The organism is Chryseobacterium sp. 2P, from assembly GCF_059579425.1.
In genome coordinates this window covers 4745725-4770078 of sequence record NZ_CM184194.1, presented here as the reverse complement: position 1 = coordinate 4770078, position 24354 = coordinate 4745725, and the positions used below count along the sequence as shown (strand labels likewise).

The 24354-nt window shown below is 35.4% G+C and carries 26 protein-coding genes; 18 read left to right on the top strand and 8 right to left on the bottom strand.

The window, feature by feature from the left end; translation table 11 throughout:
* The 14 genes from AC52CF_RS21945 to AC52CF_RS21880 all read left to right on the top strand — a co-directional run bounded on the left by AC52CF_RS21945 (position 1) and on the right by AC52CF_RS21880 (position 11779).
* The gene (locus AC52CF_RS21945) at positions 1-489 is read left to right on the top strand and encodes a hypothetical protein (protein WP_214587667.1); all 489 of its coding nucleotides are present in this window, start codon (positions 1-3) and stop codon (positions 487-489) included.
* A gap of 256 nt (positions 490-745) precedes the next feature.
* Positions 746-925, top strand: a complete 180-nt coding sequence (locus AC52CF_RS21940) for a hypothetical protein (RefSeq protein ID WP_214587668.1) — start codon at positions 746-748, stop codon at positions 923-925.
* Positions 912-1070 carry a hypothetical protein gene (locus AC52CF_RS21935; RefSeq protein ID WP_214587669.1) on the top strand — a complete coding sequence of 53 codons (159 nt, stop codon included), beginning with the start codon at positions 912-914 and terminating at the stop codon, positions 1068-1070. Before AC52CF_RS21940 ends, AC52CF_RS21935 begins: the two co-directional genes overlap by 14 nt.
* Positions 1070-1501 carry a hypothetical protein gene (locus AC52CF_RS21930; RefSeq protein WP_214587670.1) on the top strand — a complete coding sequence of 144 codons (432 nt, stop codon included), beginning with the start codon at positions 1070-1072 and terminating at the stop codon, positions 1499-1501. Before AC52CF_RS21935 ends, AC52CF_RS21930 begins: the two co-directional genes overlap by 1 nt.
* 477 nt (positions 1502-1978) lie before the next feature.
* The gene (gene hflX / locus AC52CF_RS21925; protein ID WP_375181859.1) at positions 1979-3220 is read left to right on the top strand and encodes a GTPase HflX; all 1242 of its coding nucleotides are present in this window, start codon (positions 1979-1981) and stop codon (positions 3218-3220) included.
* Between the two features lie 3 nt (positions 3221-3223).
* On the top strand, positions 3224-3610 hold the full coding sequence (locus AC52CF_RS21920; protein ID WP_496517685.1) for a hypothetical protein: 387 nt from the start codon (positions 3224-3226) through the stop codon (positions 3608-3610).
* Positions 3607-4236, top strand: coding sequence for a DUF4919 domain-containing protein (locus AC52CF_RS21915; protein WP_496517684.1), 630 nt, complete (start codon positions 3607-3609; stop codon positions 4234-4236). The genes AC52CF_RS21920 and AC52CF_RS21915 overlap by 4 nt, the downstream gene beginning before the upstream one ends.
* 28 nt (positions 4237-4264) lie before the next feature.
* Positions 4265-5551 (top strand): cation:proton antiporter, encoded by a 1287-nt coding sequence (locus AC52CF_RS21910; RefSeq protein ID WP_496517683.1) that lies wholly within the window; start codon positions 4265-4267, stop codon positions 5549-5551.
* Between the two features lie 15 nt (positions 5552-5566).
* Entirely contained in the window at positions 5567-6286 is a 720-nt protein-coding gene (locus AC52CF_RS21905) for a DNA alkylation repair protein (RefSeq protein ID WP_496517682.1), read from the top strand.
* 35 nt (positions 6287-6321) lie between these two features.
* Entirely contained in the window at positions 6322-6990 is a 669-nt protein-coding gene (locus AC52CF_RS21900) for a hypothetical protein (protein WP_214587676.1), read from the top strand.
* Positions 6991-7005: 15 nt separating this feature from the next.
* A complete protein-coding gene (locus AC52CF_RS21895; RefSeq protein ID WP_214587677.1) occupies positions 7006-9060 on the top strand; it encodes a hypothetical protein in 2055 nt (684 codons plus the stop codon).
* A complete protein-coding gene (locus AC52CF_RS21890; protein ID WP_375181853.1) occupies positions 9060-10289 on the top strand; it encodes a hypothetical protein in 1230 nt (409 codons plus the stop codon). The genes AC52CF_RS21895 and AC52CF_RS21890 overlap by 1 nt, the downstream gene beginning before the upstream one ends.
* Positions 10290-10304: 15 nt before the next feature.
* Entirely contained in the window at positions 10305-10643 is a 339-nt protein-coding gene (locus AC52CF_RS21885; protein ID WP_375181852.1) for a DUF6122 family protein, read from the top strand.
* Between the two features lie 65 nt (positions 10644-10708).
* On the top strand, positions 10709-11779 hold the full coding sequence (locus AC52CF_RS21880) for a calcium:cation antiporter (protein ID WP_375191187.1): 1071 nt from the start codon (positions 10709-10711) through the stop codon (positions 11777-11779).
* A gap of 41 nt (positions 11780-11820) precedes the next feature.
* Here AC52CF_RS21880 and AC52CF_RS21875 read toward each other — a convergent pair whose 3' ends face one another.
* The 5 genes from AC52CF_RS21875 to AC52CF_RS21855 all read right to left on the bottom strand — a co-directional run bounded on the left by AC52CF_RS21875 (position 11821) and on the right by AC52CF_RS21855 (position 18284).
* On the bottom strand, positions 11821-12201 hold the full coding sequence (locus tag AC52CF_RS21875; RefSeq protein WP_375182270.1) for a group III truncated hemoglobin: 381 nt from the start codon (positions 12199-12201) through the stop codon (positions 11821-11823).
* A 108-nt stretch (positions 12202-12309) separates the two neighbouring features.
* Complete coding sequence (locus tag AC52CF_RS21870) at positions 12310-12522, bottom strand: hypothetical protein (RefSeq protein ID WP_375191186.1); 213 nt, start codon at positions 12520-12522, stop codon at positions 12310-12312.
* A 390-nt stretch (positions 12523-12912) separates the two neighbouring features.
* Positions 12913-13482: a hypothetical protein gene (locus tag AC52CF_RS21865; RefSeq protein WP_214587682.1), complete on the bottom strand. Its 570-nt coding sequence runs from the start codon at positions 13480-13482 to the stop codon at positions 12913-12915.
* Between the two features lie 24 nt (positions 13483-13506).
* Positions 13507-14445 (bottom strand): hypothetical protein, encoded by a 939-nt coding sequence (locus AC52CF_RS21860; RefSeq protein ID WP_214587683.1) that lies wholly within the window; start codon positions 14443-14445, stop codon positions 13507-13509.
* Positions 14446-14564: 119 nt separating this feature from the next.
* The gene (locus AC52CF_RS21855) at positions 14565-18284 is read right to left on the bottom strand and encodes a caldesmon family protein (protein ID WP_375191185.1); all 3720 of its coding nucleotides are present in this window, start codon (positions 18282-18284) and stop codon (positions 14565-14567) included.
* Between the two features lie 248 nt (positions 18285-18532).
* On the opposite strand from AC52CF_RS21855, the gene AC52CF_RS21850 reads away from it, so the two are divergent.
* From AC52CF_RS21850 to AC52CF_RS21835, 4 genes are all read left to right on the top strand, one after another.
* A complete protein-coding gene (locus AC52CF_RS21850; RefSeq protein ID WP_214587685.1) occupies positions 18533-18676 on the top strand; it encodes a hypothetical protein in 144 nt (47 codons plus the stop codon).
* Positions 18677-18814: 138 nt separating this feature from the next.
* Positions 18815-19786, top strand: a complete 972-nt coding sequence (locus AC52CF_RS21845) for an ion channel (RefSeq protein ID WP_214587686.1) — start codon at positions 18815-18817, stop codon at positions 19784-19786.
* On the top strand, positions 19787-20275 hold the full coding sequence (locus AC52CF_RS21840; protein WP_214587687.1) for a YkgJ family cysteine cluster protein: 489 nt from the start codon (positions 19787-19789) through the stop codon (positions 20273-20275).
* A gap of 116 nt (positions 20276-20391) precedes the next feature.
* Complete coding sequence (locus tag AC52CF_RS21835; protein WP_214587688.1) at positions 20392-20730, top strand: hypothetical protein; 339 nt, start codon at positions 20392-20394, stop codon at positions 20728-20730.
* Positions 20731-20945: 215 nt separating this feature from the next.
* Here AC52CF_RS21835 and AC52CF_RS21830 read toward each other — a convergent pair whose 3' ends face one another.
* The 3 genes from AC52CF_RS21830 to dprA form a co-directional block, all read right to left on the bottom strand.
* On the bottom strand, positions 20946-21311 hold the full coding sequence (locus AC52CF_RS21830; protein ID WP_214587689.1) for an iron chaperone: 366 nt from the start codon (positions 21309-21311) through the stop codon (positions 20946-20948).
* A 359-nt stretch (positions 21312-21670) separates the two neighbouring features.
* Positions 21671-23029 (bottom strand): NADP-specific glutamate dehydrogenase, encoded by a 1359-nt coding sequence (gene gdhA, locus AC52CF_RS21825; RefSeq protein ID WP_214587691.1) that lies wholly within the window; start codon positions 23027-23029, stop codon positions 21671-21673.
* 190 nt (positions 23030-23219) lie between these two features.
* On the bottom strand, positions 23220-24329 hold the full coding sequence (gene dprA, locus AC52CF_RS21820) for a DNA-processing protein DprA (RefSeq protein WP_496518226.1): 1110 nt from the start codon (positions 24327-24329) through the stop codon (positions 23220-23222).
* Positions 24330-24354 lie beyond the last annotated feature (25 nt).

Below are 24354 nucleotides of genomic sequence, written 5' to 3'. Positions count from 1 at the left end.
ATGGCTATTATATTTGAAAACCAATCAAGATGTCCATTATGTAATGATGTCCTGAATAAATCAAGAGAGTATATATTAATTCCTCCACTGATAAGTAACCAGTTAGATAATCTATTTATTTTTAGTGATGCCGGAGTTCACTTAGATTGTCTTGATAAGTGTTCTGCAAAAGGGAAACTATTTAAACATATTGATTTGTATTATCAATATTCAAATAGAATTAGATCAATGACAATAGATAATAATAAATCTGATATAATAGGATTTGGTTTGCTTACTTCAAATGAAAATGAACAACTATTTAAATATAATTATAATATATTTTCAAAGCAAGAGCTATTAGAATGGAAAGATTTGCATGTATTTAAGAATCTTGTATATATATTTTTAGAAGAACAAAAATGGAAAGGATTGAATGACTTTAATTATTTAGAATATCTTTTGGAAATTATAATAGGATTTTCGTCAGCCAGAGGCTCATACGAATAGAATATTTAAGGGGCATACTCAAGATAATACGGGATCAGATGGATTAATTTGGAAAGGATGCTTATCTTGCCACTCGAATAATGGAGCTTTTAGTTACGCAGTTCACCACTCTCAGGAGGCGAATGCAGGAAAAATGATTTCTGCCGTAATTGAAGCGGTGATACAAAATAAATTATTAAGTCCTACTACAGCAGGTATTACCAAAGTTGTTGAGAACGAAGCTCAAAGTCTTGAGTAAAATACCAAAGAAGGTACTATGATAGAGTTTGTATTTGATGCTGATTCAAATACTTTTTTAGTAGGAAAGCCTCATGGTAGGTATGGTGCAGCTTCTCCACACCAAAAGTTAGTTCTTTCATTAAATAAGAAAGGAAATTATGTGGGAGGAATGTTTAAAAGAGAAGGAAATACAATTGTTACAGATGAATATTCCTGAGTTTATTGATTTATCACAAGGACAAATTAAAGCTATTCAATTAATTAAAAAAGTACCAGCAGAAAGAGTAGAGCAAGCGCTAAAGGGTGCTGGTGTTTCTTCCGAAGATATTAATTTTGCTAGAGAATTTATTAAAAAACATTAATGGAAAACTATATTTGTTATTTAAGAGAAAATAAAAAAGATATTCATCTAATTCAAATGTTAAGTAATATCTTTCAGTGTGAAGAAGAGTTGATAGGAAATTTATTAAATACATACAATTTTAAGATAAAATTTGAAAACAGATTATTAGATAACGTATCTGAATTCTGCACTGAACTAAATGTATACGTTGATAATAATACAAATAGTATAGTTTTTTTTAATAATTTTTTATTTGGTTTTGAAGTATCTAAATATTTAAATGAAGATATTTTAGTAAGTAATCAAGGTGATGATCCTTATCAATGGATTTTGGTAAGTAATAACCAATTTTATATAGTAGAGGAGATAGACAACGAAAATTATGGGATTGATTTACAAGAATCTAGAGTTAAAATATCTTATAATGAAGCTATGGATATTAGCAGTTAATATGGAAGTGTGTCTTCCGGCTCCTGAGTAATTATGAAAAAGTAAAGTTTTATAAAAACTTAATCCTGAATAGAAAAATATTACAGAAGATTAATAATGTAAGCTATACCCGATCTCGCGGATTTATAATCCGTGAGCAACAATAAAAAATCCACAGTTTTTGGACTGCCCCAAAAAGTTAAACACTTTTCAGGGGCTTTTTTTCATGTATAGAAAAGAAGAAATTTTTCTTGGTAATGAGCATTTATTTTATCAATTTAGTAGTGTTTAGAAAACATCACTATAACTCAATATATTTTCATAAAAATATATAAATCTTTCTTTTAAGTCTCACCCTCCAGCATCTTTCACGGGCATCAAAATCCGCTTTTTCAGAATTCTGCCGGAAAGCCAGCCATACCTACCACAAAAAATTCGTCTTGGATTTTTTCATGAAAAATAGTATCTTGTAAATCTCACAAATACAGACAGAATTTAATGCTAGAAAAGAAAGAACATAATTACGAAAAGGCAGTTTTGGTAGGTGTTGTTACACAGCATCAGGATGAGGATAAACTTCAGGAATATATGGATGAGCTGGAGTTTTTAGCCTTTACAGCCGGCGCAACGGCAGATAAGCGTTTTACACAAAAGCTTACACAGCCGGACTCTAAAACATTCATCGGAAGCGGTAAAGCGCAGGAAATTAAAGAATATGTAAAAGAAAACAATATAGGAACCGTTATTTTTGACGACGAATTATCTCCTTCGCAGCTTAAAAACCTTGAGAAAGAAATGGAAGTCAAAATCTTAGACCGAACCAATCTTATTCTTGATATTTTTGCCCAGAGAGCCACCACATCTTATGCAAGAACACAGGTAGAACTCGCTCAATATCAATATCTTTTACCCCGACTAACGAGAATGTGGACCCACCTTGAACGCCAGAAAGGGGGAATCGGGATGAGAGGTCCCGGAGAAACAGAAATTGAAACCGACAGACGTATTATCCGCGACAGAATTTCATTGTTAAAAGATAAGCTGAAAACCATCGACAAACAGATGGCAACCCAGAGAAACAACCGCGGAAAAGTAGTTCGTGCCGCTTTGGTAGGATATACCAACGTAGGAAAATCTACTTTGATGAACGCTCTGTCTAAATCTGAAGTTTTCGCAGAAAATAAACTGTTCGCGACATTGGACACGACGGTAAGAAAAGTTGTGATCGGAAATTTACCATTCCTTTTAACGGATACGGTTGGATTCATCAGAAAGCTACCTACCCAATTGGTTGAATCGTTCAAATCTACCTTGGATGAGGTTCGAGAAGCCGATTTGCTGATTCACGTGGTAGATATTTCACATGAAAGCTTTGAAGATCATATTGATTCTGTCAATCAGATTTTAATGGAGATCAATGCCCATCAGAAACCTATGATTATGGTTTTCAATAAGATTGACGATTTCAGCTATGAGAAAAAAGACGAGGACGATTTAACGCCATCTACGAAAAAGAATATTTCTCTGGAAGAATGGAAAAAAACATGGATGGCAAAATCCAAATATCCGACGGTTTTCATCTCTGCCATTACGAAAGAAAATTTCCCGGAAATGAAAAAGCTGATCTATGATGAAGTGATGAAGATCCATATTTCCAGATTCCCGTACAACGATTTCCTTTTCGAATATTTCGATAACGATGAGGAAGAAAGTGCAGAAAAAGATCATGAAGACCAATAATTCATGAACAGACTGTTTTCCAACAATACATTCTATTACTTTTTTCTGATCGTGGTAGGAATTAATTTCTTGGGAAGCATCGGAGGAATCAGCAAAGAAACGGATATTCTGATAGTAAAGATTTTAGGAATGATAACGGTCGCAGTTTGCCTGTTGGCAATGTTATCATTCTTTACAGACCTTAAATTTAATCATCTTTTCTTTAAAATCTATCTCTACGGCAAAGGTCTGCTTTCTCCTTTCTGTTTATTGACTTATTTTCTTTACGAAAAAATATCCAACGACCGATATATTTCCGGAACCTATTTTATGCCCGCTTTGTTCCGGCTGGTTTTAGGATTTGTCATGCTCGTTTTATACAACAAATACAAAATAGAAAAGAACCGATGAAACATCACTTTTTCCTCCTGTTCCTGCTGATCTTCGTTTTTGGTTTTGCACAGAAATCAAAAATTGATTTCAAAGCAATTGAGAAAGACCTGAAAAGCGAGAAATCCCAATACAACTACAACAAGCTGATTTTTAAATACAAAGCCTATCCAAAATCTTTAGACACGCTTGAAACGCAACACCTCTATTATGGAAGAAATTTCAGGGAAGATCTGCTTTTTACAACGGATGAAGCGTTTAAAAGTTTAGCCGATGCTTACAAAAATAATAATTTTGAGGACTGCATTAAACAGGGAAAAGCATTGTATGATAAAGATCCTACCAATCTGGATATTCTGCTGATTCTTCTCAAAGCATATGACAGCATTAAAGACGGAGAAAATTTTCTGTATCATCTCAGTCAGTTTCGTGCATTAACCGACGGCATGAAGTCTTCCGGAGACGGAAAAACAGAAAAAACACCGTATCTCGTGAATTCAGTAGGCGACGAATATATTCTGCTGAACATTCTGAATCTTGGAAAGGAATATACAAGAGGATCAAAATCCGCAAAAGACGGAATTCTTGATATCTGGGAAAAAGACGGCAATAAAATCTACATCAAAGTATTATATATCGATTATTAATCACAAAAAAAATTTAAACACCAAATTAGTGGAATTATACTATTCATTTTCAGCCTTAATTGTTTTAGCGTCCATATTTTCATACCTTAATTACAGATTTCTGAAGCTTCCGAGTACCATCGGAATTATGGTGATCGCCATTGTGGTTTCCATATTTTTAGTTTCCTTCGGAGAAACGGTTTTGCCGAGAACTTTCGGGCATCTTCACAATTTAATGACGGGGATCGACTTTACAGAAGTTCTGATGGGTGCTATGCTAAATTTCCTTCTGTTTGCGGGAGGAATTCATATTAATATCGACGATCTCAAAGAGCAGTTTGTTCCTGTCGTGATTTTTTCAACGGCAGGAGTCGTGATTTCTACTTTTGTGGTGGGTTTCGGCATGTATTATCTGTTACCTCTTGTCGGGATCTCGCTGCCATTTATCTACTGTCTGCTTTTTGGCGCACTGATCTCTCCTACCGATCCGGTTGCTGTTCTCAGTATCTTAAAACAGGCAAATGTTTCAAAATCTCTGGAAACCAAAGTTGCCGGAGAATCGCTTTTTAATGACGGGATGGCGGTTGTGGTTTTCACAGTTGTTCTTCAGCTTGCGATAGGAAACAAAGTAACGCTGAATATGGAAAGCATCGGTCTGTTATTGCTGAAAGAAGCAGGCGGCGGACTTTTACTCGGCGTTGTTCTGGGGTGGATTACTTCCCGACTGATGCGTGAAGTGGACGATTATATTATTTCCGTACTGGTGACGCTTTCTGTAGTCATGGGAGGTTATCTTATTGCAAGACAAATGCATATTTCGGGACCTTTAACCATGGTTGCAGCCGGATTGTTTATGGGGAATTTTAATGTAAGATTCAAAATGAAATCTGTAACACAGGATTATCTGATCAAATTCTGGGAACTTATCGACGAAATTCTGAATGCTGTTCTATTTCTTTTTATCGGATTTGAGTTACTGATGATCAAAGACTTAAGCCATTATATGATTCCGGGATTAGTAGCGATTGCCGTAGTTTTACTGGCAAGGTTTATTTCAATTTGGGGACCTACTAAATTCATGTCTTTCAGAACAAGATTCAGTCCGCAAACGGTAAAAGTTTTGGTTTGGGGAGGAATTCGCGGCGGAGTTTCGATTGCTCTGGCTCTTTCTATTCCGAAAAATGAAAACAGTACGATTGTTTTAAGCATTACTTATTGTGTGGTTGTGTTTTCAATTATCGTTCAGGGACTTACGATTGCCAAAGTTGCCAATCCGAAGAAGATTGCAAAAGAAGAAGAGGAACAGGAAGGTGTTGCTTTACATAATGTTGACTAAACCATTAATTATCAAATGAGTATAATTTTAAAAGAAATAAAAGAAGCTTTAAATGAGCTTTCAATTCCCGAAAAAGCAGATTCTTCTGCTAAATTTTTCAAAAACGGAAAAGGAGAATATGGAGAAGGCGATTTGTTTTTAGGGGTAAAAGTTCCGGATCAGCGTTCTGTTGCAAAAGAATTCTATGCCAGAATTTCGATGGAGGAACTCAGCAAATTACTGTCTTCCCAATATCATGAACACAGATTGACAGCTTTATTCATGTTAATTTCTAAATTTGAAAAAACAAAGGATAAAGCGGTAAAAGATGACATTGTTGAGTTTTATCTGAATCATTTACAGCACATTAACAACTGGGATCTGGTAGATTCAAGCTGTTATAAAATTCTGGGACGCTATGCTTTTGAAAATCAGAAAGATGAATTACTGAGAACACTTTCGGATTCTGAAGAAATGTGGCATAAAAGAATGGCAGTTGTGGGAACGATGCATTATGTAAAAAAAGGATCATTTGATCTTACCAAAGAATTCGTTACCAAAAATATGAAACACTCCCATGATCTGATGCACAAAGCCAACGGATGGCTGCTTCGCGAAATGGGAGAAAAAAACGAAGCGGAATTAATTAATTTCCTGAATACACATTACAAAGAAATGCCGAGAACGAGTCTTCGGTACGCTATTGAAAAATTAGACGAAGATCTCCGGCAGGATTATCTGAAAGGCAGAATTTAAAACAACAACTTTATTTAACCGCAAAAAACTCAAATATGAAAAACATTATTAAAAAGATGTTCTTATTATTGCCACTGTTTCTTCTTACAAGCTGTTTTGATATTTTAGATAAAATCAACGTAAAAGCAGATGGCAGCGGAGAATATTCACTTATTCTGAACGCCAGTAAAAGCAAGACACGGTTGGCTTCCATCTCGAAAATGGAAACAATTAACGGTAAAAAAGTTCCCAAAAGGTCTGAAATTGAAGCTAAAATTAATGAAGCGGCAAGAATTTTTAAAGCAACTCCCGGAATTTCGAATGTGAAGACTTCAATGGATTTTGATAACTACATTATCAAACTAAGCTGTAACTTCAAGAAAATTGAAAACATCAATGCCGGACTGGAACAGCTGAAAGCGAAAAACATCGTTGGAAAAATGGTTCCGGTACAGCTTTACAGTCAGAGTCCGGAGAAAAAAACATTCACCAGAAATAAAGTGAGCAGTTTTAAAAACGATTACGACAAGATGAACAAAGCGGATAAGGAAGTCTTTAACGATGCGAAATATACTTCCGTAATGCAGTTTGAGAATACCATAAAAGCTCAGACCAATAATTCTTACCTGCTTTCTCCGAACAAAAAAGCGGTAAAACTGGAGGCCAACGTTCTGGATTTTATCCTTCAGAAAAAACAATTACAAAATACCATTCTCTTTCAATAATTTCAATCGACAACCATGAAATCTATTTTACAAAAAACACAAATTTTACTTTTACTTTTTGCTTTCAGCTCCATCTTTTCGCAACAGAAAATGAAGCTTCCGAAGGACGTTCTTTTTTATATGGAAATTAACGGAAAGCAACTTAACCAGAAAATCAACTGGCAGAAACTGAATCCTTTTCTGCTTGAAGTAGCCAAAGAAGATAAAGAAAAACAGGCTTCGTGGAACGATTATTCCAAAACTGGGATAAAATATGATGCCACACAATATCATTACGCCAATTTCAACGATTCCGTAAAGACATATACCGCTCATTTTCTGCTGGATAACAAAGAAAAATTTCAGGAATTCATTAATTCATCCAAGAAAAAAGGACTGGAAATTTCGAAACGAAAAAATTACTCTTACGTTAATCTCGATGATGAATTGTTTGTTGCATGGAATGATAAGCAAGCGGTTCTGAAATTAATCAGCTATGAAAAACCTTATAAAATCGACTGGAATGATGAAGCAACAATGACAGACAGTGCCGCTGCAACAATTGACAGTGCGGCAATTGTTATGGACAGCGCAGCCGTTGCGGTTGACAGCGCATACGCAGAAAAAGCATTCGATTACAAGGAAGAGATCAAATATCTGAAAGATGACATTCAGTATCTAAAGGAAGACATTAAAGAATACAAGGCCGAAATTGCCAAGAAAGAAAAAGACATTAAATATCTGGAAAAGCATCACAAATATCCGGAAGAAGAAAAAGATTCCAGTGACAAAAATTATTCTGAAAAAGAAAGCGAATACACTCTTCCGCATATGGAGGAAGAAATGAGTGAGGAAACGGAAGAAGACAGCACTTATCAGAAGAAAATGGACTCTCTGAAGATCGAAAAGTTTAAAATCACCAAGAAACTGGCGGAAAAGGATTTTGATGATTATTTCAGCTCTGCGCCGGAGCTCGATGTTTCCAAAGAAATATTGTCTTTCCGGGATGCGGATTCTGATGTTTTTGTGTATACGGATTATGGAAGAATCGTAAATAACGGAGCATACGGTAAAATTATGAGCCACTACCCTTTCGGAAATCTTATGGGGAAAGCATACAATTCCAATTCTTCTTATAATCTGTATTTTGATAACGATAAAGTAAGACTGGTGAACAGTTATCAGCATAAAAATGAGGCGGTTCAGAAGAGCATCAATTCTGTTTACAGAGGGAAAAAGAATAAAAAGCTGACGGCTCTCATCAACGATAAAAGCATCGGATATTATGCCATTAATGTAGACGGAAATAAGTATTTTGATCTGATGTACAGCCTGTTGAAAGATTCCGGAGAAGGCGATTATCAGAAAGAAATGGAACTTTTAATGGAAACCATGAAGATTGTTCTGGATGAAAAGGCCATTACCAAGATCGCACCAGGAAACGGAATTTTCGTCCTTAACGAACTGAAATCCAAAACCGTAGAATACACGGATTATGAATACGATGATGATTATAATGAAAAGGAAGTGAAGAAAACCAAAGAAATCGCTGTTCCGAATTTCACGTTTGCTTTTGCTACGGAAAATGAAGGGTACTGGAACCGTATTTTCGATATGCTGACCACGAATAAAGTAACGGCTAAGAAATTCTCTAAAAACGGAGATTTCTATGCCTTCAGTGAAGGAAAAAATGACGGATATTTCGACAAGTTATTCTTTACGGTAAAGGACGGAATTGTCTACACAACGACCTCAACAGAGAATATTTCAGCTAAAAACCAGTCGGAAATCTCTGAAAAATGGGCAAAAGATTCGGCGAAATATCCTTTGTCGGGAAGGTTTGACATCCAAAAACTAATGGTTGGACTTGAGAAAGAGTTTAAAACTCCGTCGGAAAGAAAAACGCTGGATCTTCTGAAGAAAAATCTGGGCGAAGTGTATTTTAAAACAGAAGCCAAAGGAGAAAAAATAGAAACAGAAGTTAATTACAATATTAAAAATGCTTCGGAAAACAGTTTAATGTATTTCTTCGATGTTTTTGATGAAGTATATAAAATGAAAGAATCTGATAAAAAGCAGCCTATTTTATAATGAAAAAGAAACTTTTTGCCTTCGTTTTTTTACTTTTTGCGGGGATGATGTATTTCGTTTTTTACCATAAACAAAATACGAAGATTTTTTCTCCGCAGGAAGCAGATGCAATCATTCTGATTGATACAAAAAAGCTGACAAGAGAATATGTTTACAGTCTTGCAGGGCATCCTTCTTTATGGTTTCGAAGCAAAGAGAAAAATACAATATCTTTTAAAGAATCGGGAGTGAAAATTCCCGATTTTTTACAGGCTTTTCATCTGAAAAATTCAAAAGTTTCGAACTGGTACAGTGTTTTTGAACTGGAAGACACGAAGACTTTTTTATTGTTTCTGAAACAGCAGAAGTTTACGGATCTGGGAAATCAGGTATTCAGGAAAGATCAGGTTTATATTAAAATTTTTGGAGGAAACCTTATTATCGGAAGTTCCAGTGATGATTTTGAGCGAATTAACAACCAGTTATTTCACAGTTCTCAGGCAAATCTTTTTGATGCAGACGCGCTCGTTACCAATGGATTGGGAAGCATTATTCTGAACACAAAAAAAGGCAGCCACAATCTTTCTGTCGAATTAAGACACGATGAAATTGAAATCAGAAATCAGTCTGATTATTACGATCCCTCTCCTGCTATTTCAAGACTATTGAAGACCGATTCTTTTTTAGAGACAGAACTTAATGCTGAAAATATTAAAAACTTCACCTTTCTTTTTGACAAAACTTTTGCAGATTCTTCATCTATCAGTAAGCTAAAAGCTTCTGTACATCTGGAAGAGGTGAATGACACGATTATTACCTACAGCTACGATGACAATTTTAATGAAGTTGAAAAGAAAACATTTCAAAAGATCATTCAACCGAATTATATCATTGATTTTCAAAGCTTAAACCCTGAAAAGACAGAACTGTATTTTCAGAATAAAAAATGGATCAATGCCCAGAATCAGTTCACAGCAATTCCTTTTCAGCCTAACCTCATCACTCAGCAAAGCAAAGGTTTTGAGATAAAATCTACAAGAAAACCAATTCAGCAGTCTTTCAATCTGAATGAAAATTATATTTTTGTAAAAAATAATCCGTTATTACTGTCTTTTTTTAAAACATTATTACCTAAGGAAAAGAAAATGATTTCCGATATTGATTATATTTTTTATGGAAACAGGAATCAGGATTATTATATGAAAGTACAGTTTAAAAAAGATGACCTTCCTTTGATTTTAAGGTGGTAAAAAATTTAAAATTCAATGGATGCTTCGCATATTGCCTTACTGAAAACGTTCACGCATTATTTCCTGCATTTCGTTTTTCCCGTATTTATTGCTTTAATCTTTTACAGCAAAAACTGGAAGAAAGTCTATCTTATTTTATTGGCAACGATGCTTGTAGATGCAGATCATCTTTTCGCGAATCCTATATTTGATCCTAACCGCGGAAGCATCGGTTTTCATTTTTTACATTCTTACTACGCCATTGCGGTGTATTTTTTGATGCTTTTTTTTAAAGGAAATATCAGGATTATAGCCATTGGACTACTGTTTCATATGTTGACGGATTTTCAGGATTTTTATTTCTGGAGCCATTAAAATACCATTAATATTTTCTTTTGATATTTCAAAAGTCATCGATTTTTTGTATTTTAGGAACAGTTATGAAATTGAAAGAATTTTTACATTATACGTATATTTTTCCCATTCTCGCAGTTGGTTATTATTTTTCCGGACTTATGGGGACGGGTGTTCTGTCTGATGTAATTGCCGGAATTTTATTAACGGGCAGTGTTTTATCTGCGGTGCATCACGCGGAAGTTGTCGCGCATAAAGTGGGTGAACCTTTTGGAACTATTATTCTTGCGCTGTGTATTACAATCATTGAAGTTGCGCTGATTATTTCGCTGATGGTTGCGGGAGGAGATCAGGCGATTACGCTTGCAAGAGATACGGTTTTCGCCGCGGTAATGCTTATTCTTAATGGAATTCTAGGAATCTGTATTTTGGTGGGCGGCGTGAAATATTACGAACAGTTTTTCGCAAGAACTTCCGCTACAACTTATCTGGTTAGTATTGTTTCCATCCTGATTTTGACCTTGGTTCTTCCAAATTTCACATCCAGCGTCAACGGGCCTTTTTATAATGAAGCACAACTGATTTTTGTTTCTATTGCCTGTCTTGTGATTTATGGTGTCTTTCTGATGGTTCAGACGATCCGTCACAGAAATTATTTTATCGTTCCGGAAGAGCAATCAGAAGAAAATTATATTCCTTCGTTTTCAAAAACGACACTCAGTTTTACTTTTCTGGTGATTTGTCTGGCGATTGTTGTGATGATGGCAAAAGGACTTTCTGCCACAATTGAAAACATGGTACAGAGTTTGGGCGCTCCAAAATCTTTGGTCGGAGTCATTATCGCAGCGGTTGTTCTGCTTCCGGAAGGTGTTGCGGCAATTCGGGCGGCTCGAAGCAACCAGATCCAGTCGAGTTTAAATCTTGCTCTGGGTTCTGCTTTAGCAAGTATCGGACTTACGATTCCTGCGGTTTCTGTTGTTTGTATTTTGTATGATATTCCGCTGGTTTTAGGTCTGGACAAGAAAGATATTATTCTGCTTTCTCTTTCTGTTTTTATCGTTATGCTTTCTTTAAGCCGCGGAAAAACAAATATTCTCTACGGAACGGTTTTATTGGTAAACCTTGCAGCCTACATTTTCACGGTAATTGTTCCGTAACTTAAAAAAACACAGAACTAACAACAAAGAACTTTAAACCATTAAAGTCTTCTCGCCAAATCCATTTTAAAAGCCATCAGTTTGGCAATGTTTTCAGATTTGTAGATTGCCAGATCTGCATTTTCGCCCACAAAATTTTCTTCAACCGTTGTTTTCCAGAGATTCAGCCAACGATCGAAATGATGCTGTTCCATCGCCTGAATTTCATTGATCGGAAAATGAACGCCCATCGGATTTCCTTTGTAAGACATCTGTCCGAAAAGAATGGATTCCCAAAACGAATACATCTTCGGCAAATGACTGTCCCAGTTTACTTTAGCAATATCATTAAAGAAAAATGCAATGATCTCATCTTTAACGACTTTGGCATAAAACGAATTCACCAGATATTCAATATCTTCTCTTGATTCTAATTTTTTCATACACCAAAGTTAGCATAAAATTGTGTGGGAATGTTTTGTGGCTGGGTTGATACATTTCAGGTTTGGGATTTTGTTTATTCGTTAGAATTGTACACAATTATCTGCAGGTTATATTAATTTGTTGTCAGATAAAAAACTCACTAAATCTTCAATGCTTTTAAGATATTTTCCAGATATTCTTTTTTTATTGATATATAACTCGATCTGATTTGAAGTATCAAAAAACAATTCTACAGATTTATTTTCTTGAAATTGATATGTTAAAAAACTAACTTCTATCCATCCGTTTTTTATTAAATATTCTGTAAAAGAGTTCTTCATTTTAATAAATTAATTCTAACAATATCTTCCCGCTTCGTATTCCTGAATGTAATATTCGATCGTATTGCCAGAGCCAAATTCTATAATTTCTCCATCAATATTTTTGACTAAAATGGAACATTTCCAAGTAATGTATTATACTTTTCATCTCTTGTCTCATAAAATTTTTTGCTCACATAGAAAAAAATCATTCCATAATTTTTTTAATAGTAGCTTCTTTGAAAAGAGAAAGCTTAATCCCGGATTTTTCACTGGATTTATCAATATGATCTTCAGCAATCCGGTTGATTTCCTGTTCTGTTAACATAAGTTGTTTTCCAGTTTTTACGATTTTAATTTACGAAAAGCAAAAAGATTGCCTCTTTCTGAGACAACCTATTTTGTTCTTATTTATTTTTTTAGATTCAATAAATCTCTAATTCTAAGAACTAAAAATACAAGCAATAATAAGGTATTAAAAATATATAAGTAATTCTCATAGCTGTTATATTTCTGGTTGTAGTAAAACAGTTCAGAAATATTATGTACTAAGTTTAAATAAATCAAGAAATAAAAAAGAATGCTTACATAAATATATTTTTTTACACTGCTTCTAAAAAATAAAAAATAAAGAAGTAAAAAACTATTTAAAGGTAATGCTAAAATCCCCCAAGAAGAGTTAATATCATTCCAATGAAATATATTTATACCAGCAATTAGCAAAAGTGTCCAAAAGTCAATCTCTTGTTCTACATGCTGATTTTTTCTTTGCACTAAGAAAAAAATAATATAAATAATGGCTAAGATTATTGTATGGATTTTAATCCATCTTTTTACCACCTCATAACATTCTGTAAATCCATCGCCACAATATAATCCGTAATCTATAATGTCACTTGAATAAAAGTAAATATATCCGAAATAAGCAGTAAAGCCTGCTGATAAGATCAATAAAATAAATAAAAACTGTTTTTGTCTCATGGTGAATTTTTAACAAAAATACAATTAATTATCTTCTTTTTTAGAAAAAATTGTCATCCCTTCAGGAGGACCTTTAGGGGTGCTCCCAGCTTTCACTCCGTTAAAAGCTCCTAAAGGATTCCAATGATACTTGTTGTCAATCATTTTGTCTGAATCTTTATATTTTTTAAAATCATCATCATCCGCAATCTCAAAATATTTTTTAATTTTTAAGCCAGCTCTATCAAAACGACTTCCCCAGGTATCTTCATAATTACTTCTTCGTAAAAATGCAACAGTATGGACGTTCAGACTGTTTGCTAACTTCTGTGCTAAACTAGCATCTTTGTTCCAAGTGAATATTTCAATATCAGAAGTATCTTCCGGACCTATCCCAGTTCTGCAAGCAAAACTCCAGACGTAACCTTCTCTGACAAAAGCATTAGGGTTAATTGTTTTGTAGTTTTTCAAATTTAATTCATTATCTTCAGCTTTTACAGAAGAAATAATTTTATTATTAGTTTTGTAAAGATCCCAGTCAAGTAAGAATGTTATTCTGCTTGGCATTCCATGGGAAAAAATGTATACATTTTTTACTTTAAATAGTGAATTCTTATATGGTTTCATTCTTAGATTAGATTTTCCTGTAATACCGCCGCTATTAAGATAATTTATCAATTCTTTAACTGTTGTAATTTCTATGATTGCTATATTTGGTTTAAAATATTTCAAAGACTTTTTGAACTCTGCAATCATTGTGTTCGAATATCCCTGTTTAAAATACAAAACAGTTTGAACACTTTCAAGCTTTACCGTTCTTATTGCTTGTGCCATGAACATTAATTTGTTTACAGGTAACTTATCATGAACTTCTGCTCCAACAACTACAATATTTTCTGTATAAGTTTTAATTCTTCCTGGCAGTATAGTATCAAAATTTTCTTTCTTTTCATTTTCTCCCTCCTCTCTCTCTTCATCTGCCATTATTTTGGCAGAGTTTACCCCTATTGGTCTATAATAATACATAATATTAATTTTTAAAACTTTCTCACAAACTCCCCTTTTTTAAGAGGAATTTGTTGAGAAAGCAGGTTAAACATTTATTATTTATTGAAAATGGTAGTTAGCTCTTTTGGCAACGTTGTCGCTCCATCACTATGAGCCAACTGCGCCTCTGTATCCAATTTGAAGCTTGTTTCAAACTCCAGTTCATCACGGTTTTCACAATTTTCCGGATAATCTTCACGGAACAGTGGAAGCGGATGCAGCGGATCAACCGGTAATCCTGTAGAAGATGCCTGAAGAATCGTAAGGGTTGTAGGAACTCTTGTGATCCAGTATTTCCCTTGCGGAACTCCTGTAGGCTGTCTCATCTCGTCTACAATAGACATATACATTGGGTCTCCGATCACAGGAACAGCACCTCCGTTCCAGATAATTCCTGTTTCCATAAAGAACTGTACAGCGGCTTCAAAGCCCGGTTTTACAGTTACAATGATTCTCGCCATCCCTGCCTGAAGGAAACTTCTGAACAAAGGATCCATACTTTCGGTAAGGTAGAATTCCTGCCAGCTTTTACGGTTCGCCCAATAGTACGGATAGAAGGTATAATCCATGATTTCCCACTCAAATGCCTGTTCCATGAACTTTGCCAAAGCAGCATACTGATCAAGATTATCATTAAGGTATACTTGGAAGTTATCCATTTTGGTATTATCATTCAATGCGTTTGTTGATTCATAGCCTAATGTATTTGAGTTAAGGTAATCCTGCAACAGATAAGCGATACAGTTATGCTTCAGGGTATCATGCTCCATATAACGGTAGAAATTCCCCTGTTTTTCTTTAGCTTCTGTTTCTTTAGCTTTTTGCTCGTCGTCTAAACGTTTTTGTTCTTCCTGAAACTTTTTGTACGCTTCTTCATAGGCTTTAATGATAGCGTTAAAACTTTCTGTTTTCCAGTTTTGAATGAATGAATCTGAAAGTCTACAGTTTAGAGTGATCATTAATGTTACAGTAGATAAGTATTTTCCTTTGTAAGGTACTTTTACACTTCCTTCCGTATTGACTCCCCCATATGTTCCAAATGAAGTTCCGCCATTTGAAGTATAAGCTATTTCTGATCCGTTGGTTGGATGATACACCCATACTTTTGCGTTATGCCAGCCTTTTGTTCTTACATATTCCACTCTTCCGCTTAAGCTTTCACAAATATAATTTTGTGGGACAGCATATTCCATCACTCCTGTATCTCCTCCACTAACCTTAGTATCGGAAACTGACTTATTGGAATCTGGTAAACTTGTAAGGGTAACTCCATAAATCTGTGCCCAGTGCTGGATTTGCTCAATAGTTGCAGACTTTGGATTTGGCATTGTCCATGCTCTTTCCGGTGCGGTTCTCGGATCTACCGGAGCCGTAAGTACCTGCGCTTTTGCAACGGCAACTGCCAGACGGTGCAGTCTTGAAGGTTCAGGAACCATAAATTCAAACATAGTACGTACCCCATAATTGTAAATCTGGTTTTTCATCTTCTTGTCGATCCATCTGTAAACCCCTGTAATATGTTTAGGCTGCGCTGCATCGGCATTATCCGTTTTGGTTACCCTTCCTCTGTTGTCAAATTCATGAACATTGGTTTCCGTGTATTCTTTAATGATCTTTTGTATCCTTTCTTCAGAAACTTTGGTTAAAACTCTTTCCATCGCTCTTTCCGTGATTTCCTGAGATTTAGCAACTGCCTGTCTCGTGCTGTCATGTTGAGCTGTATTGTTCGCATAGTCTGCCCCCATCTCAAATACTGTTTTACCTGCACCATAACTATATCTTGCATAAGCAGTGATACTCTGGTCTTTTTCAAGTTCTTTGGCCACCTCCGTCTGCATATCCGTTCTGGAAGTTTTGGTCGTATCTGAGATTTTTTCTGTTTCCTGAGACTTGGAAGTCGTATCCGTAATTTCAGAATAATCCCTTGCTACAGAAGATTTGTGTCTCAGTTCACTTGCCATCACGTTCTCAATATTGGAAACTTCTCCCGGAACATACGCATGAACACTCTGCACGACTTTCAGATAATCAGCGACACCAAGTCTTTTGATTCCGAAGTTTCTGCGTTTTTGGATTTTTACATTCTCCGGTTCTTCCGGATTTTCAGCTACCCCTCTTGTCAGAGTAAGCATTCCGGTTAGACTGATATCTTCTTTTGGGTACAATTGTCCAAGATCTGCGGATGCTTTACTTCCATTATCAAAAATAATTTCGATTCTGAAAGCAAGATTTGCTCTGAATTTATTGATAAGACACGTTGGTAGTGTAATTTTATCATTAATTACCGGAATATTGCTGAAATTTTCTTCAAAACTTCCTGCGGTATCGGTTGTAGCAATAATCTTTACAGAAGCCACACTCCATGAAGAATCTGCGACCTCAAAAGAGAAATTAACAAATCCTCCTGTTCCTGCAAATCCGAATGTATTGTGAGCATAAAAACTATATGCCATCGGTGTTCTTGCCGTACTTTGTACCACCGGAACAGATGCTCCTGCAAGGTTAACATACTGCTGCTGCTGAAGTGGTGAGTTTTCCAGAGCCGTCTGCATAGAAGAAGAAATATGACTTCCAACAATATTTAAGGCATCTGAATAACTTTCTAATTCATCATCAAGCGTGATGTTTTGGGAACCGATTCTTAAAGTATTGTCAGAAAGGATTCTGACTCCGTCTTTTACAGCTTCTTCGGAGGCTTTCTGGTGATCAAACTCTGCAAAAAGCTTGATGAAGATATCAAAAGATTCGGGGGAAAGTTTTTCCTTCAGATCCGGCAAATTGATCTCATTTTTATAAGAAAACTGAAAAGGAGCGACCTCATATCTCTTCAATTCCTCATACATCCGATTTTTTTCTTCTTCCGGAGTGTCTTCAGTGATCTTACTTTCGATTTCTGCCAGTTTTCTTTCATAGGCTTCCAGAGCTTCCCTGTTTTCTTCCTGATATCTTGCATATTCATCCTGATAAGCCTGATATGAGGATTTATGATATTTCTTCTGAAGCTTTTCCAATTCTGCGTTAAGCTTTTCCAAAGTTTCTTTTTGATGAAGTGCTTTGTTGGCAGCCAATAAAGCCTGTGTTTCAGATTTTAATCTTTGCGAAGTTCTTGCACTCAAAACATTAGCCGATGTTCCGGAAGCGGCTCTTGAAGAAACAGATCCAGCAGTAACGACATCTTCAGAGAATAAAAACTTAGGCAAAACGATTTTTCCGTCCAAGGCTTTTTCCAATGGTTTTGATCCGTTAACCTTAATAATTTCAGGATCCGCTAAATTCATACTTTGGGCAAAGCCAATATGGATTGCCATTAAAATATGGCTGATTGCTTCTTTCACATAGAAATCTCCCTGAGTAACGATCTGGAAAATATAATTGTTCCAAAGAGTTGAAAAGATTTTGATTCCATCTGCTGTAAGCTCTTTGTTCGCATCGATAAGATTTAAATAATAATCTTTTACATAGCTTAATTCATTAGCGTTAAGTTCTTCTCTTTTAGAAATCTTTCTCCCGATGATCAGAAGTTTCCCGAATTCTCCTTCTTCAATTTTCTTTTCGGTTTCGAATCCTGAATTGCTGAATGTTCTTGCCGCATTTGTCATTTCTGAGAGCTTTGATGCTCTTGAAGATTTTCCTGCAACGGCAGTATCGAAAGCTCCGGTAACTCCTTTTGGTCTGTGGATAAATCCTAAATTTCTTTCTTTGGTTTCTGTAAGCTGTGGATTTCTTAAGCTCACGAATCTGAAAAGCGTCTGAGACGCATTGTTTTTTCCTGACATTTTGTAAATTTGTTTGGTTTTATAAAGGTTAAGATTTGAAGCCTCTTTTTAGTAGAGTCACTTCAGGTTTTAGCCTTATTTTTTTAGGTGGTCTTCAGGCTAAAGTATGTCCACCCTGAGTTTCAAAGTCTCTTTTCATTTCTCTGTTTTTCTATACTGCAAATATCGTCCGGCATGGCGACAAAACTCGTCGTATTAAATTGATTTATAATTATTTTCGATAAAAACTCATAGATAATTGAAAATCAATGAGAAAAATTTTCGAAAGATTTTTTGGAAATTTTGAAGAGAAAATTGTTTTATTTTTTAACCTTTTTCAGAAAGAAATGAAAGAATTCTACGAGCTGCTTTTTGCCATTAAAATCAAGCTGAAATTTTCATATTTTAACTAAAAATTTTCATAAAGGCTTTTGCAAATTTCATCACAACAATATTTTATCTTTGTATGTTGATTTTGGATAAATCGGTAGATTAACTTATTTTTCAAATTTAGAATCAACAGAAAAAGTAAAAACAAAAATGATATAAAAATGGCACGGGGATTCAGAAAAAAAATTCAGCAGAAAAACACCGAAAACAGTGGTTTTGGCAGCAATGTTTCGGGAAGATTCATTAATAAGGACGGTCTTCCGAACGTTAACAGAAAAGGAGTGAATATTTTCAACAGATACAGTTGGTATCATACGATGCTGGATTTATCCACATTCAATTTTCTTTCTTATCTGGTGATTGCGTATGTTTTAGTGAATTTATTTTTTGCTTTAATTTATTATCTCATTGGTGTAGAACATTTAACAGGAATCGATAAAAGTAATCCGGTAAATGAATTCATCGATGTGTTTTTCTTCAGCTCCCAGACGTTTACCACAGTAGGATACGGAAGAATTGCTCCGGTAGGTTTCATGGCAAGTCTGGTGGCTACTTTTGAGGCTTTTTTAGGATTGCTTACCTTTGCCATTGCCACGGGACTTTTTTACGGAAGATTTTCAAGACCGAGAGCGTATCTGAAGTTTTCTGATGTTGCCGTTGTCGCACCTTTTAAAGAAACTTCAGCATTAATGTTCAGGCTGGCTCCCTATAAAAACAATGCATTAACGGATGCAGATGTTGTTATTACTACCGCCATTGAGGTGATGGAAAACAGCTCTCCGAAAATTAATTTTTATCAGCTGAAAACGCAGCTCAGCAAAATCAATACTTTGGCTCTGAACTGGACAATTGTACATGAAATTGATGAAGAGTCTCCTTTTTACGGGTTTTCAGAAGACGATTTTAAAAATACAGGAATTGAAATTATTGTTCATATCCGCGCTTTTGACGAGGTTTTTTCAAATACGGTAGTGCAGAGAACCTCTTATGTAACCAAAGAAATCGTATACGGTGCAAAATTTATCCCGATGTATTATCCTGATAAAGATAATCTCTCCACGGTGCTGAATCTGGATAAAATAAGTGACTATCAAAAAGCAGAACTTCCGGTATTCATGGAAGAAAAAGAATAAATGGATTTAAAATTTTATAAAAAACAGGCATTACAAAAGCAGAAAGAACATAAAAAATTTCTGGAGGGGCTGAAAAAGAAATCGCCAAAAAATCTGGACTATATCGTTCAGGAAACACATGAAGAGGTTTTTGAAAAAATAGACTGTCTGCAGTGCGCCAACTGCTGTAAAACAACGGGGCCGCTTTATACCGAAAAGGATATTGAAAGAATTTCCAGGCATCTCCGCATGAAACCTGCCGATTTTGAAGCAAAATTTCTTCGTGTAGATGAAGACAATGATAAAGTTCTTCAGAATTTACCCTGCTTTTTTTTAAATGAAGACAATACATGCTCCATCTATGATGTCCGCCCGAAAGCATGCAGAGAATATCCTCATACCGACAGAAAAAAGATCTACCAGATCAATAATTTAATGATTAAAAATACTGTCATTTGCCCTGCTGCGTACGAATTTGTAGAACGAATTATGAAAAATTTAGGAAAATAATATCCAATTCAAAATCAGTCTTAAATAATTATAAAGTCCGTTAAATAAAGACTTCACGCATAATATTAGACAAAATGCCGGCGTTTAAGTTAAACAACCATTTAAATATTAATATTATGAAGAAGTTAGTTTTAACAGCAGCGTTTACATTAGTCGGAGTAATCGCAGTATCGGCTCAGACGGGAACATCACAACAAAACCCGTCCACAAATTCTAATAATCCATCGACTACTCAGACCCAGCAGAATTCACAGGCAACCACAAACTGGGGAACAACTTCCGGAGCATCCGGTCAAAACCAAAATACAGGAACCACTGCCACTGTTGAAGCAGCAACGCCTTCCACAACAGCCTCTGCCGAAACCACTGTAAATGCCAATACCGAAGTTGTAGCAGACACCATCAAATCCACAGACGCTATAAAAGAAGAGAAGAAATCCAAAAAGAAAAAGTAAGTATTTAAATTTTTAAGAAGTAGAAAGAAGATCCTGAAATATAATGTTTCAGGATTTTTTTGTAAATAGCAAACGTTATAATTTATCTTAAATAATTATAAATCAAGTTAAAAGAAGTATAAACAGGAAATTTTGTATGAAAGCTGTATTTAACATAATATAAAAATTTTGAATAAATAATCGATATGCAAATAAAGAGAATCCTGAATCATTTTTCAGGATTTTTTGTGATGTATTTCCTCAAGTCTGAACTGAACAATTTTCTTGATTAAATTTTCAGGAAGATCCTCATTTACAGGAAACTGTACCGCTCCTTTTGAAAATCTATAATTGCTTTTTTTAAATACAGCCTCAAATTCTTTTATTCCTTCTGCTCCGGGATAAAATCCGATATGTTTTTTATATCCTGCGAAATAGACCAACGGCTTATTTTTGTATCTGAAAGCAGGCATCTGATAACCAATATATTCTTCAATTTCAGAACTTTGTGAAAGAATCAGTTTTCTGAGATTTTCTAATTTATCCCGAATCTCCGGAAACAGAGCAATATATTCATCAATATTTTCAAATGTCTTTTTCATGAATTAAATGTACTGATTTTTCACTTTTTGGCAGTTCTTATTGTCATTCGGAACGAAGCGTAGCGAAGTGAAGAATCTGTCTTTGGTTGAGACGTTATAGATTTCTCCTATGTCGAAATGACATGAAGATGTTAATTTCATTTGAGTTAAAATGATTATCATTAGCTGAATGAAATGCCTTTACGATCGAAAAATATTCCGCATCATTCGAAAACAAGACCTTTCGAACGTAGCGTTAAAAATAAAAAAAGCGCTGAATAATCAACGCTTTCTCCTTTCACTTTTTACTTTTTTCCCATTTATAATCCCGGGAACAGGTTATATGAAAAAAGGTCGGGAATTTTCCCAACCTTTGTATTTTATACTACTCCCTGAGCTAACATTGCTTCAGCAACTTTCACGAATCCGGCGATATTGGCACCTTTTACGTAGTTTACATAGCCGTCTTCTTCTTTTCCGTAGTCTCTGCACGCTTTGTGAATTCCGATCATGATCTCTTTCAGTCTTGCATCAACCTCTTCAGAAGTCCAGTTCAGACGGATTGAGTTTTGCGTCATTTCAAGACCTGAAGTCGCAACACCTCCTGCGTTAGAAGCTTTCCCCGGAGAGAACAATACTTTATTGTCTAAGAAATAGTTAATTGCATCAAGTGTTGAAGGCATGTTTGCTGCTTCTGTTACACAAACGCATCCGTTTTCCACCAATAATTTAGCATCGTCAAGATCTAATTCGTTTTGGGTTGCAGAAGGGATAGCAACATCACACTTCACTTCCCAAGGACGTTTTCCTGCAAAGAATTCTGCAGAAGGATATTTCTTCACATAATCTTCCGCTCTGTTGTTTCCGGAAGATCTTAATTCCAACAGATAATCGATCTTATCGCCGTCGATTCCGTCTTTATCATATACATAACCGTCCGGTCCGGAAATCGTTACAACTTTCCCACCAAGTTCAGAGATTTTTTTAATAACTCCCCAAGCTACGTTTCCGAAACCTGAAACCGTTACCGTTTTATCTTTGAAAGTCTGTCCAATTGTCTTAAGCATCTGCTCAGCGAAGTAAACCACTCCGTATCCTGTAGCTTCAGGACGGATTAATGAACCTCCGTACGCAAGACCTTTTCCTGTAAGAACTCCCGTAAACTCGTTTCTGATTTTCTTATACTGCCCGAATAAATATCCGATCTCTCTTGCTCCTACTCCGATGTCTCCTGCAGGAACGTCTGTTTCAGGACCAATGTGTTTGCACATTTCCGTCATGAAAGCCTGGCAGAAACGCATTACTTCCATATCAGATTTTCCTTGAGGATCGAAATCCGAACCTCCTTTTCCACCTCCCATCGGAAGCGTAGTTAAAGAGTTTTTAAACACCTGCTCGAAAGCTAAGAATTTAAGAACAGAAAGGTTTACCGTAGGATGGAAACGGATTCCTCCTTTGTATGGTCCGATCGCAGAATTCATCTGGATTCTGAACCCTCTGTTTACCTGGATTTCTCCTTTATCGTCAACCCATGGAACTCTGAAGATGATAATTCTTTCAGCTTCCGCCATTCTTTCAAGAAGCTTCATTCCCGTATATTCCTTTTTCGTTAAGATAAACGGAATTACAGTTACCGCAACTTCTTTTACTGCTTGTAAAAATTCTGGCTCATTAGGGTTTTTTGCCTCAATTTTTGCTATAAATTCTTGGATTTTCTGGTCAATATTATATTGTTCCATATATTAGGGTTGAATATTATTGCCAACAAATTTAATTTTTTTTTCAAGATTCACAACACCCTAAATAACAATTGTTGAAAATTTAATAATATAATGACTTAATATTATTAAATCAGCAATTCAATGATTAATTTTATTAAAAATTAAATGTTATGTTTAAAATAATGCAATATTAAGAAATCGTTAATTGTCAGGTTGCTAAAAATTGTCTCCCCGAAAGTGATTTTACCTTCCCCAAAAGTTCCAATTCTAAAATTACTGGCAAAATTTTGTGTGAAGAAAGGTCTGTTTGATGAGCAAGATCATCCAGAGAAATGTATGGATTTTCAGATATTATTTTAACTATTTCATTTTGATTTTCAGTTAATTGGATTGAAATTTCACTATGAGGAAATAATTCTCCCGTTCTGCCCTCCGGATTATTAAATCCTAAATTTTCAACCAGATCTTTTACCGTGGAAATTGCCGAAGCTTTGTTCTGAAAAATCAGATGATTACAGCCTTGGCTTTGTTTATCTGTAATCTTTCCGGGAAGCGCAAATACTTCGCGGTTATACTGATTGGCAAACGTTGCTGTACTGATTGAACCACCTCCAAAAGCTGTTTCCACCACAATTGTCGCAGGAGAAATTCCGGCAACAATTCTGTTTCTCTGAATAAAATTTTCGCGGTCCGGCTTTTTGGATGAATTGAATTCTGTGAATAAAGCTCCTCCTTCTTCAAGAATTTTTTCGGATAATTTTTTATTTTTTGAAGGATACAATGTGTGGAAACCATGGGCTAAAACCGCAACCGTAGAAACCTGATGATGAAGAGACTGCTCATGAACTTCTTTATCTACTCCCAAAGCCAGACCGCTCACGGAAATAAAATTACAGAATGACGTTTCCTTAAAAAAATCTTCAATAAATTGTTTTCCGTAGGAAGTCATATTTCTAGTTCCGACCATGCTTATTTTTGGTTTAGCATCATCAAAATGTCCTTTTTGGTAAAGAATTACAGGAGCATCATCACACTCGTTTAAGAGTCTAGGAAGATCATGGAGATGTCTTAGATTAATTTTGATCTGATTAGTCTCACAAAACTTCAGTTCATTTTCAGCAAACTTCAGATGAGCAGGATTTCCAATGTCTGAAATTATTTTAGAACCGAATCCGTCCAGCTTTTTGTATTCCTTTTTGGTGTTTTCCCAGGCATTTTTGGCACTTCCGAAAATACGGACAAGCTTATAAAAATTGATATCTCCGATTAAATTACACTCGCGCAGAGCAATGGAATAAAGATGTTCTTCAGAATACATTTGTGTTGTTTTCACAAATGTAGAA

What these genes read in the sequence shown, in the direction of transcription:
- AC52CF_RS21945 (WP_214587667.1), top strand. Translation starts at nt 1, where the DNA reads ATGGCTATTATATTTGAAAACCAATCAAGATGTCCATTATGTAATGAT.
- AC52CF_RS21940 (WP_214587668.1), top strand. Translation starts at nt 746, where the DNA reads ATGATAGAGTTTGTATTTGATGCTGATTCAAATACTTTTTTAGTAGGA.
- AC52CF_RS21935 (WP_214587669.1), top strand. Translation starts at nt 912, where the DNA reads ATGAATATTCCTGAGTTTATTGATTTATCACAAGGACAAATTAAAGCT.
- AC52CF_RS21930 (WP_214587670.1), top strand. Translation starts at nt 1,070, where the DNA reads ATGGAAAACTATATTTGTTATTTAAGAGAAAATAAAAAAGATATTCAT.
- hflX (WP_375181859.1), top strand. Translation starts at nt 1,979, where the DNA reads ATGCTAGAAAAGAAAGAACATAATTACGAAAAGGCAGTTTTGGTAGGT.
- AC52CF_RS21920 (WP_496517685.1), top strand. Translation starts at nt 3,224, where the DNA reads ATGAACAGACTGTTTTCCAACAATACATTCTATTACTTTTTTCTGATC.
- AC52CF_RS21915 (WP_496517684.1), top strand. Translation starts at nt 3,607, where the DNA reads ATGAAACATCACTTTTTCCTCCTGTTCCTGCTGATCTTCGTTTTTGGT.
- AC52CF_RS21905 (WP_496517682.1), top strand. Translation starts at nt 5,567, where the DNA reads ATGAGTATAATTTTAAAAGAAATAAAAGAAGCTTTAAATGAGCTTTCA.
- AC52CF_RS21900 (WP_214587676.1), top strand. Translation starts at nt 6,322, where the DNA reads ATGAAAAACATTATTAAAAAGATGTTCTTATTATTGCCACTGTTTCTT.
- AC52CF_RS21895 (WP_214587677.1), top strand. Translation starts at nt 7,006, where the DNA reads ATGAAATCTATTTTACAAAAAACACAAATTTTACTTTTACTTTTTGCT.
- AC52CF_RS21890 (WP_375181853.1), top strand. Translation starts at nt 9,060, where the DNA reads ATGAAAAAGAAACTTTTTGCCTTCGTTTTTTTACTTTTTGCGGGGATG.
- AC52CF_RS21885 (WP_375181852.1), top strand. Translation starts at nt 10,305, where the DNA reads ATGGATGCTTCGCATATTGCCTTACTGAAAACGTTCACGCATTATTTC.
- AC52CF_RS21880 (WP_375191187.1), top strand. Translation starts at nt 10,709, where the DNA reads ATGAAATTGAAAGAATTTTTACATTATACGTATATTTTTCCCATTCTC.
- AC52CF_RS21875 (WP_375182270.1), bottom strand. Translation starts at nt 12,201, where the DNA reads ATGAAAAAATTAGAATCAAGAGAAGATATTGAATATCTGGTGAATTCG.
- AC52CF_RS21870 (WP_375191186.1), bottom strand. Translation starts at nt 12,522, where the DNA reads ATGAAGAACTCTTTTACAGAATATTTAATAAAAAACGGATGGATAGAA.
- AC52CF_RS21865 (WP_214587682.1), bottom strand. Translation starts at nt 13,482, where the DNA reads ATGAGACAAAAACAGTTTTTATTTATTTTATTGATCTTATCAGCAGGC.
- AC52CF_RS21860 (WP_214587683.1), bottom strand. Translation starts at nt 14,445, where the DNA reads ATGGCAGATGAAGAGAGAGAGGAGGGAGAAAATGAAAAGAAAGAAAAT.
- AC52CF_RS21855 (WP_375191185.1), bottom strand. Translation starts at nt 18,284, where the DNA reads ATGTCAGGAAAAAACAATGCGTCTCAGACGCTTTTCAGATTCGTGAGC.
- AC52CF_RS21850 (WP_214587685.1), top strand. Translation starts at nt 18,533, where the DNA reads ATGAGAAAAATTTTCGAAAGATTTTTTGGAAATTTTGAAGAGAAAATT.
- AC52CF_RS21845 (WP_214587686.1), top strand. Translation starts at nt 18,815, where the DNA reads ATGGCACGGGGATTCAGAAAAAAAATTCAGCAGAAAAACACCGAAAAC.
- AC52CF_RS21840 (WP_214587687.1), top strand. Translation starts at nt 19,787, where the DNA reads ATGGATTTAAAATTTTATAAAAAACAGGCATTACAAAAGCAGAAAGAA.
- AC52CF_RS21835 (WP_214587688.1), top strand. Translation starts at nt 20,392, where the DNA reads ATGAAGAAGTTAGTTTTAACAGCAGCGTTTACATTAGTCGGAGTAATC.
- AC52CF_RS21830 (WP_214587689.1), bottom strand. Translation starts at nt 21,311, where the DNA reads ATGAAAAAGACATTTGAAAATATTGATGAATATATTGCTCTGTTTCCG.
- gdhA (WP_214587691.1), bottom strand. Translation starts at nt 23,029, where the DNA reads ATGGAACAATATAATATTGACCAGAAAATCCAAGAATTTATAGCAAAA.
- dprA (WP_496518226.1), bottom strand. Translation starts at nt 24,329, where the DNA reads ATGTATTCTGAAGAACATCTTTATTCCATTGCTCTGCGCGAGTGTAAT.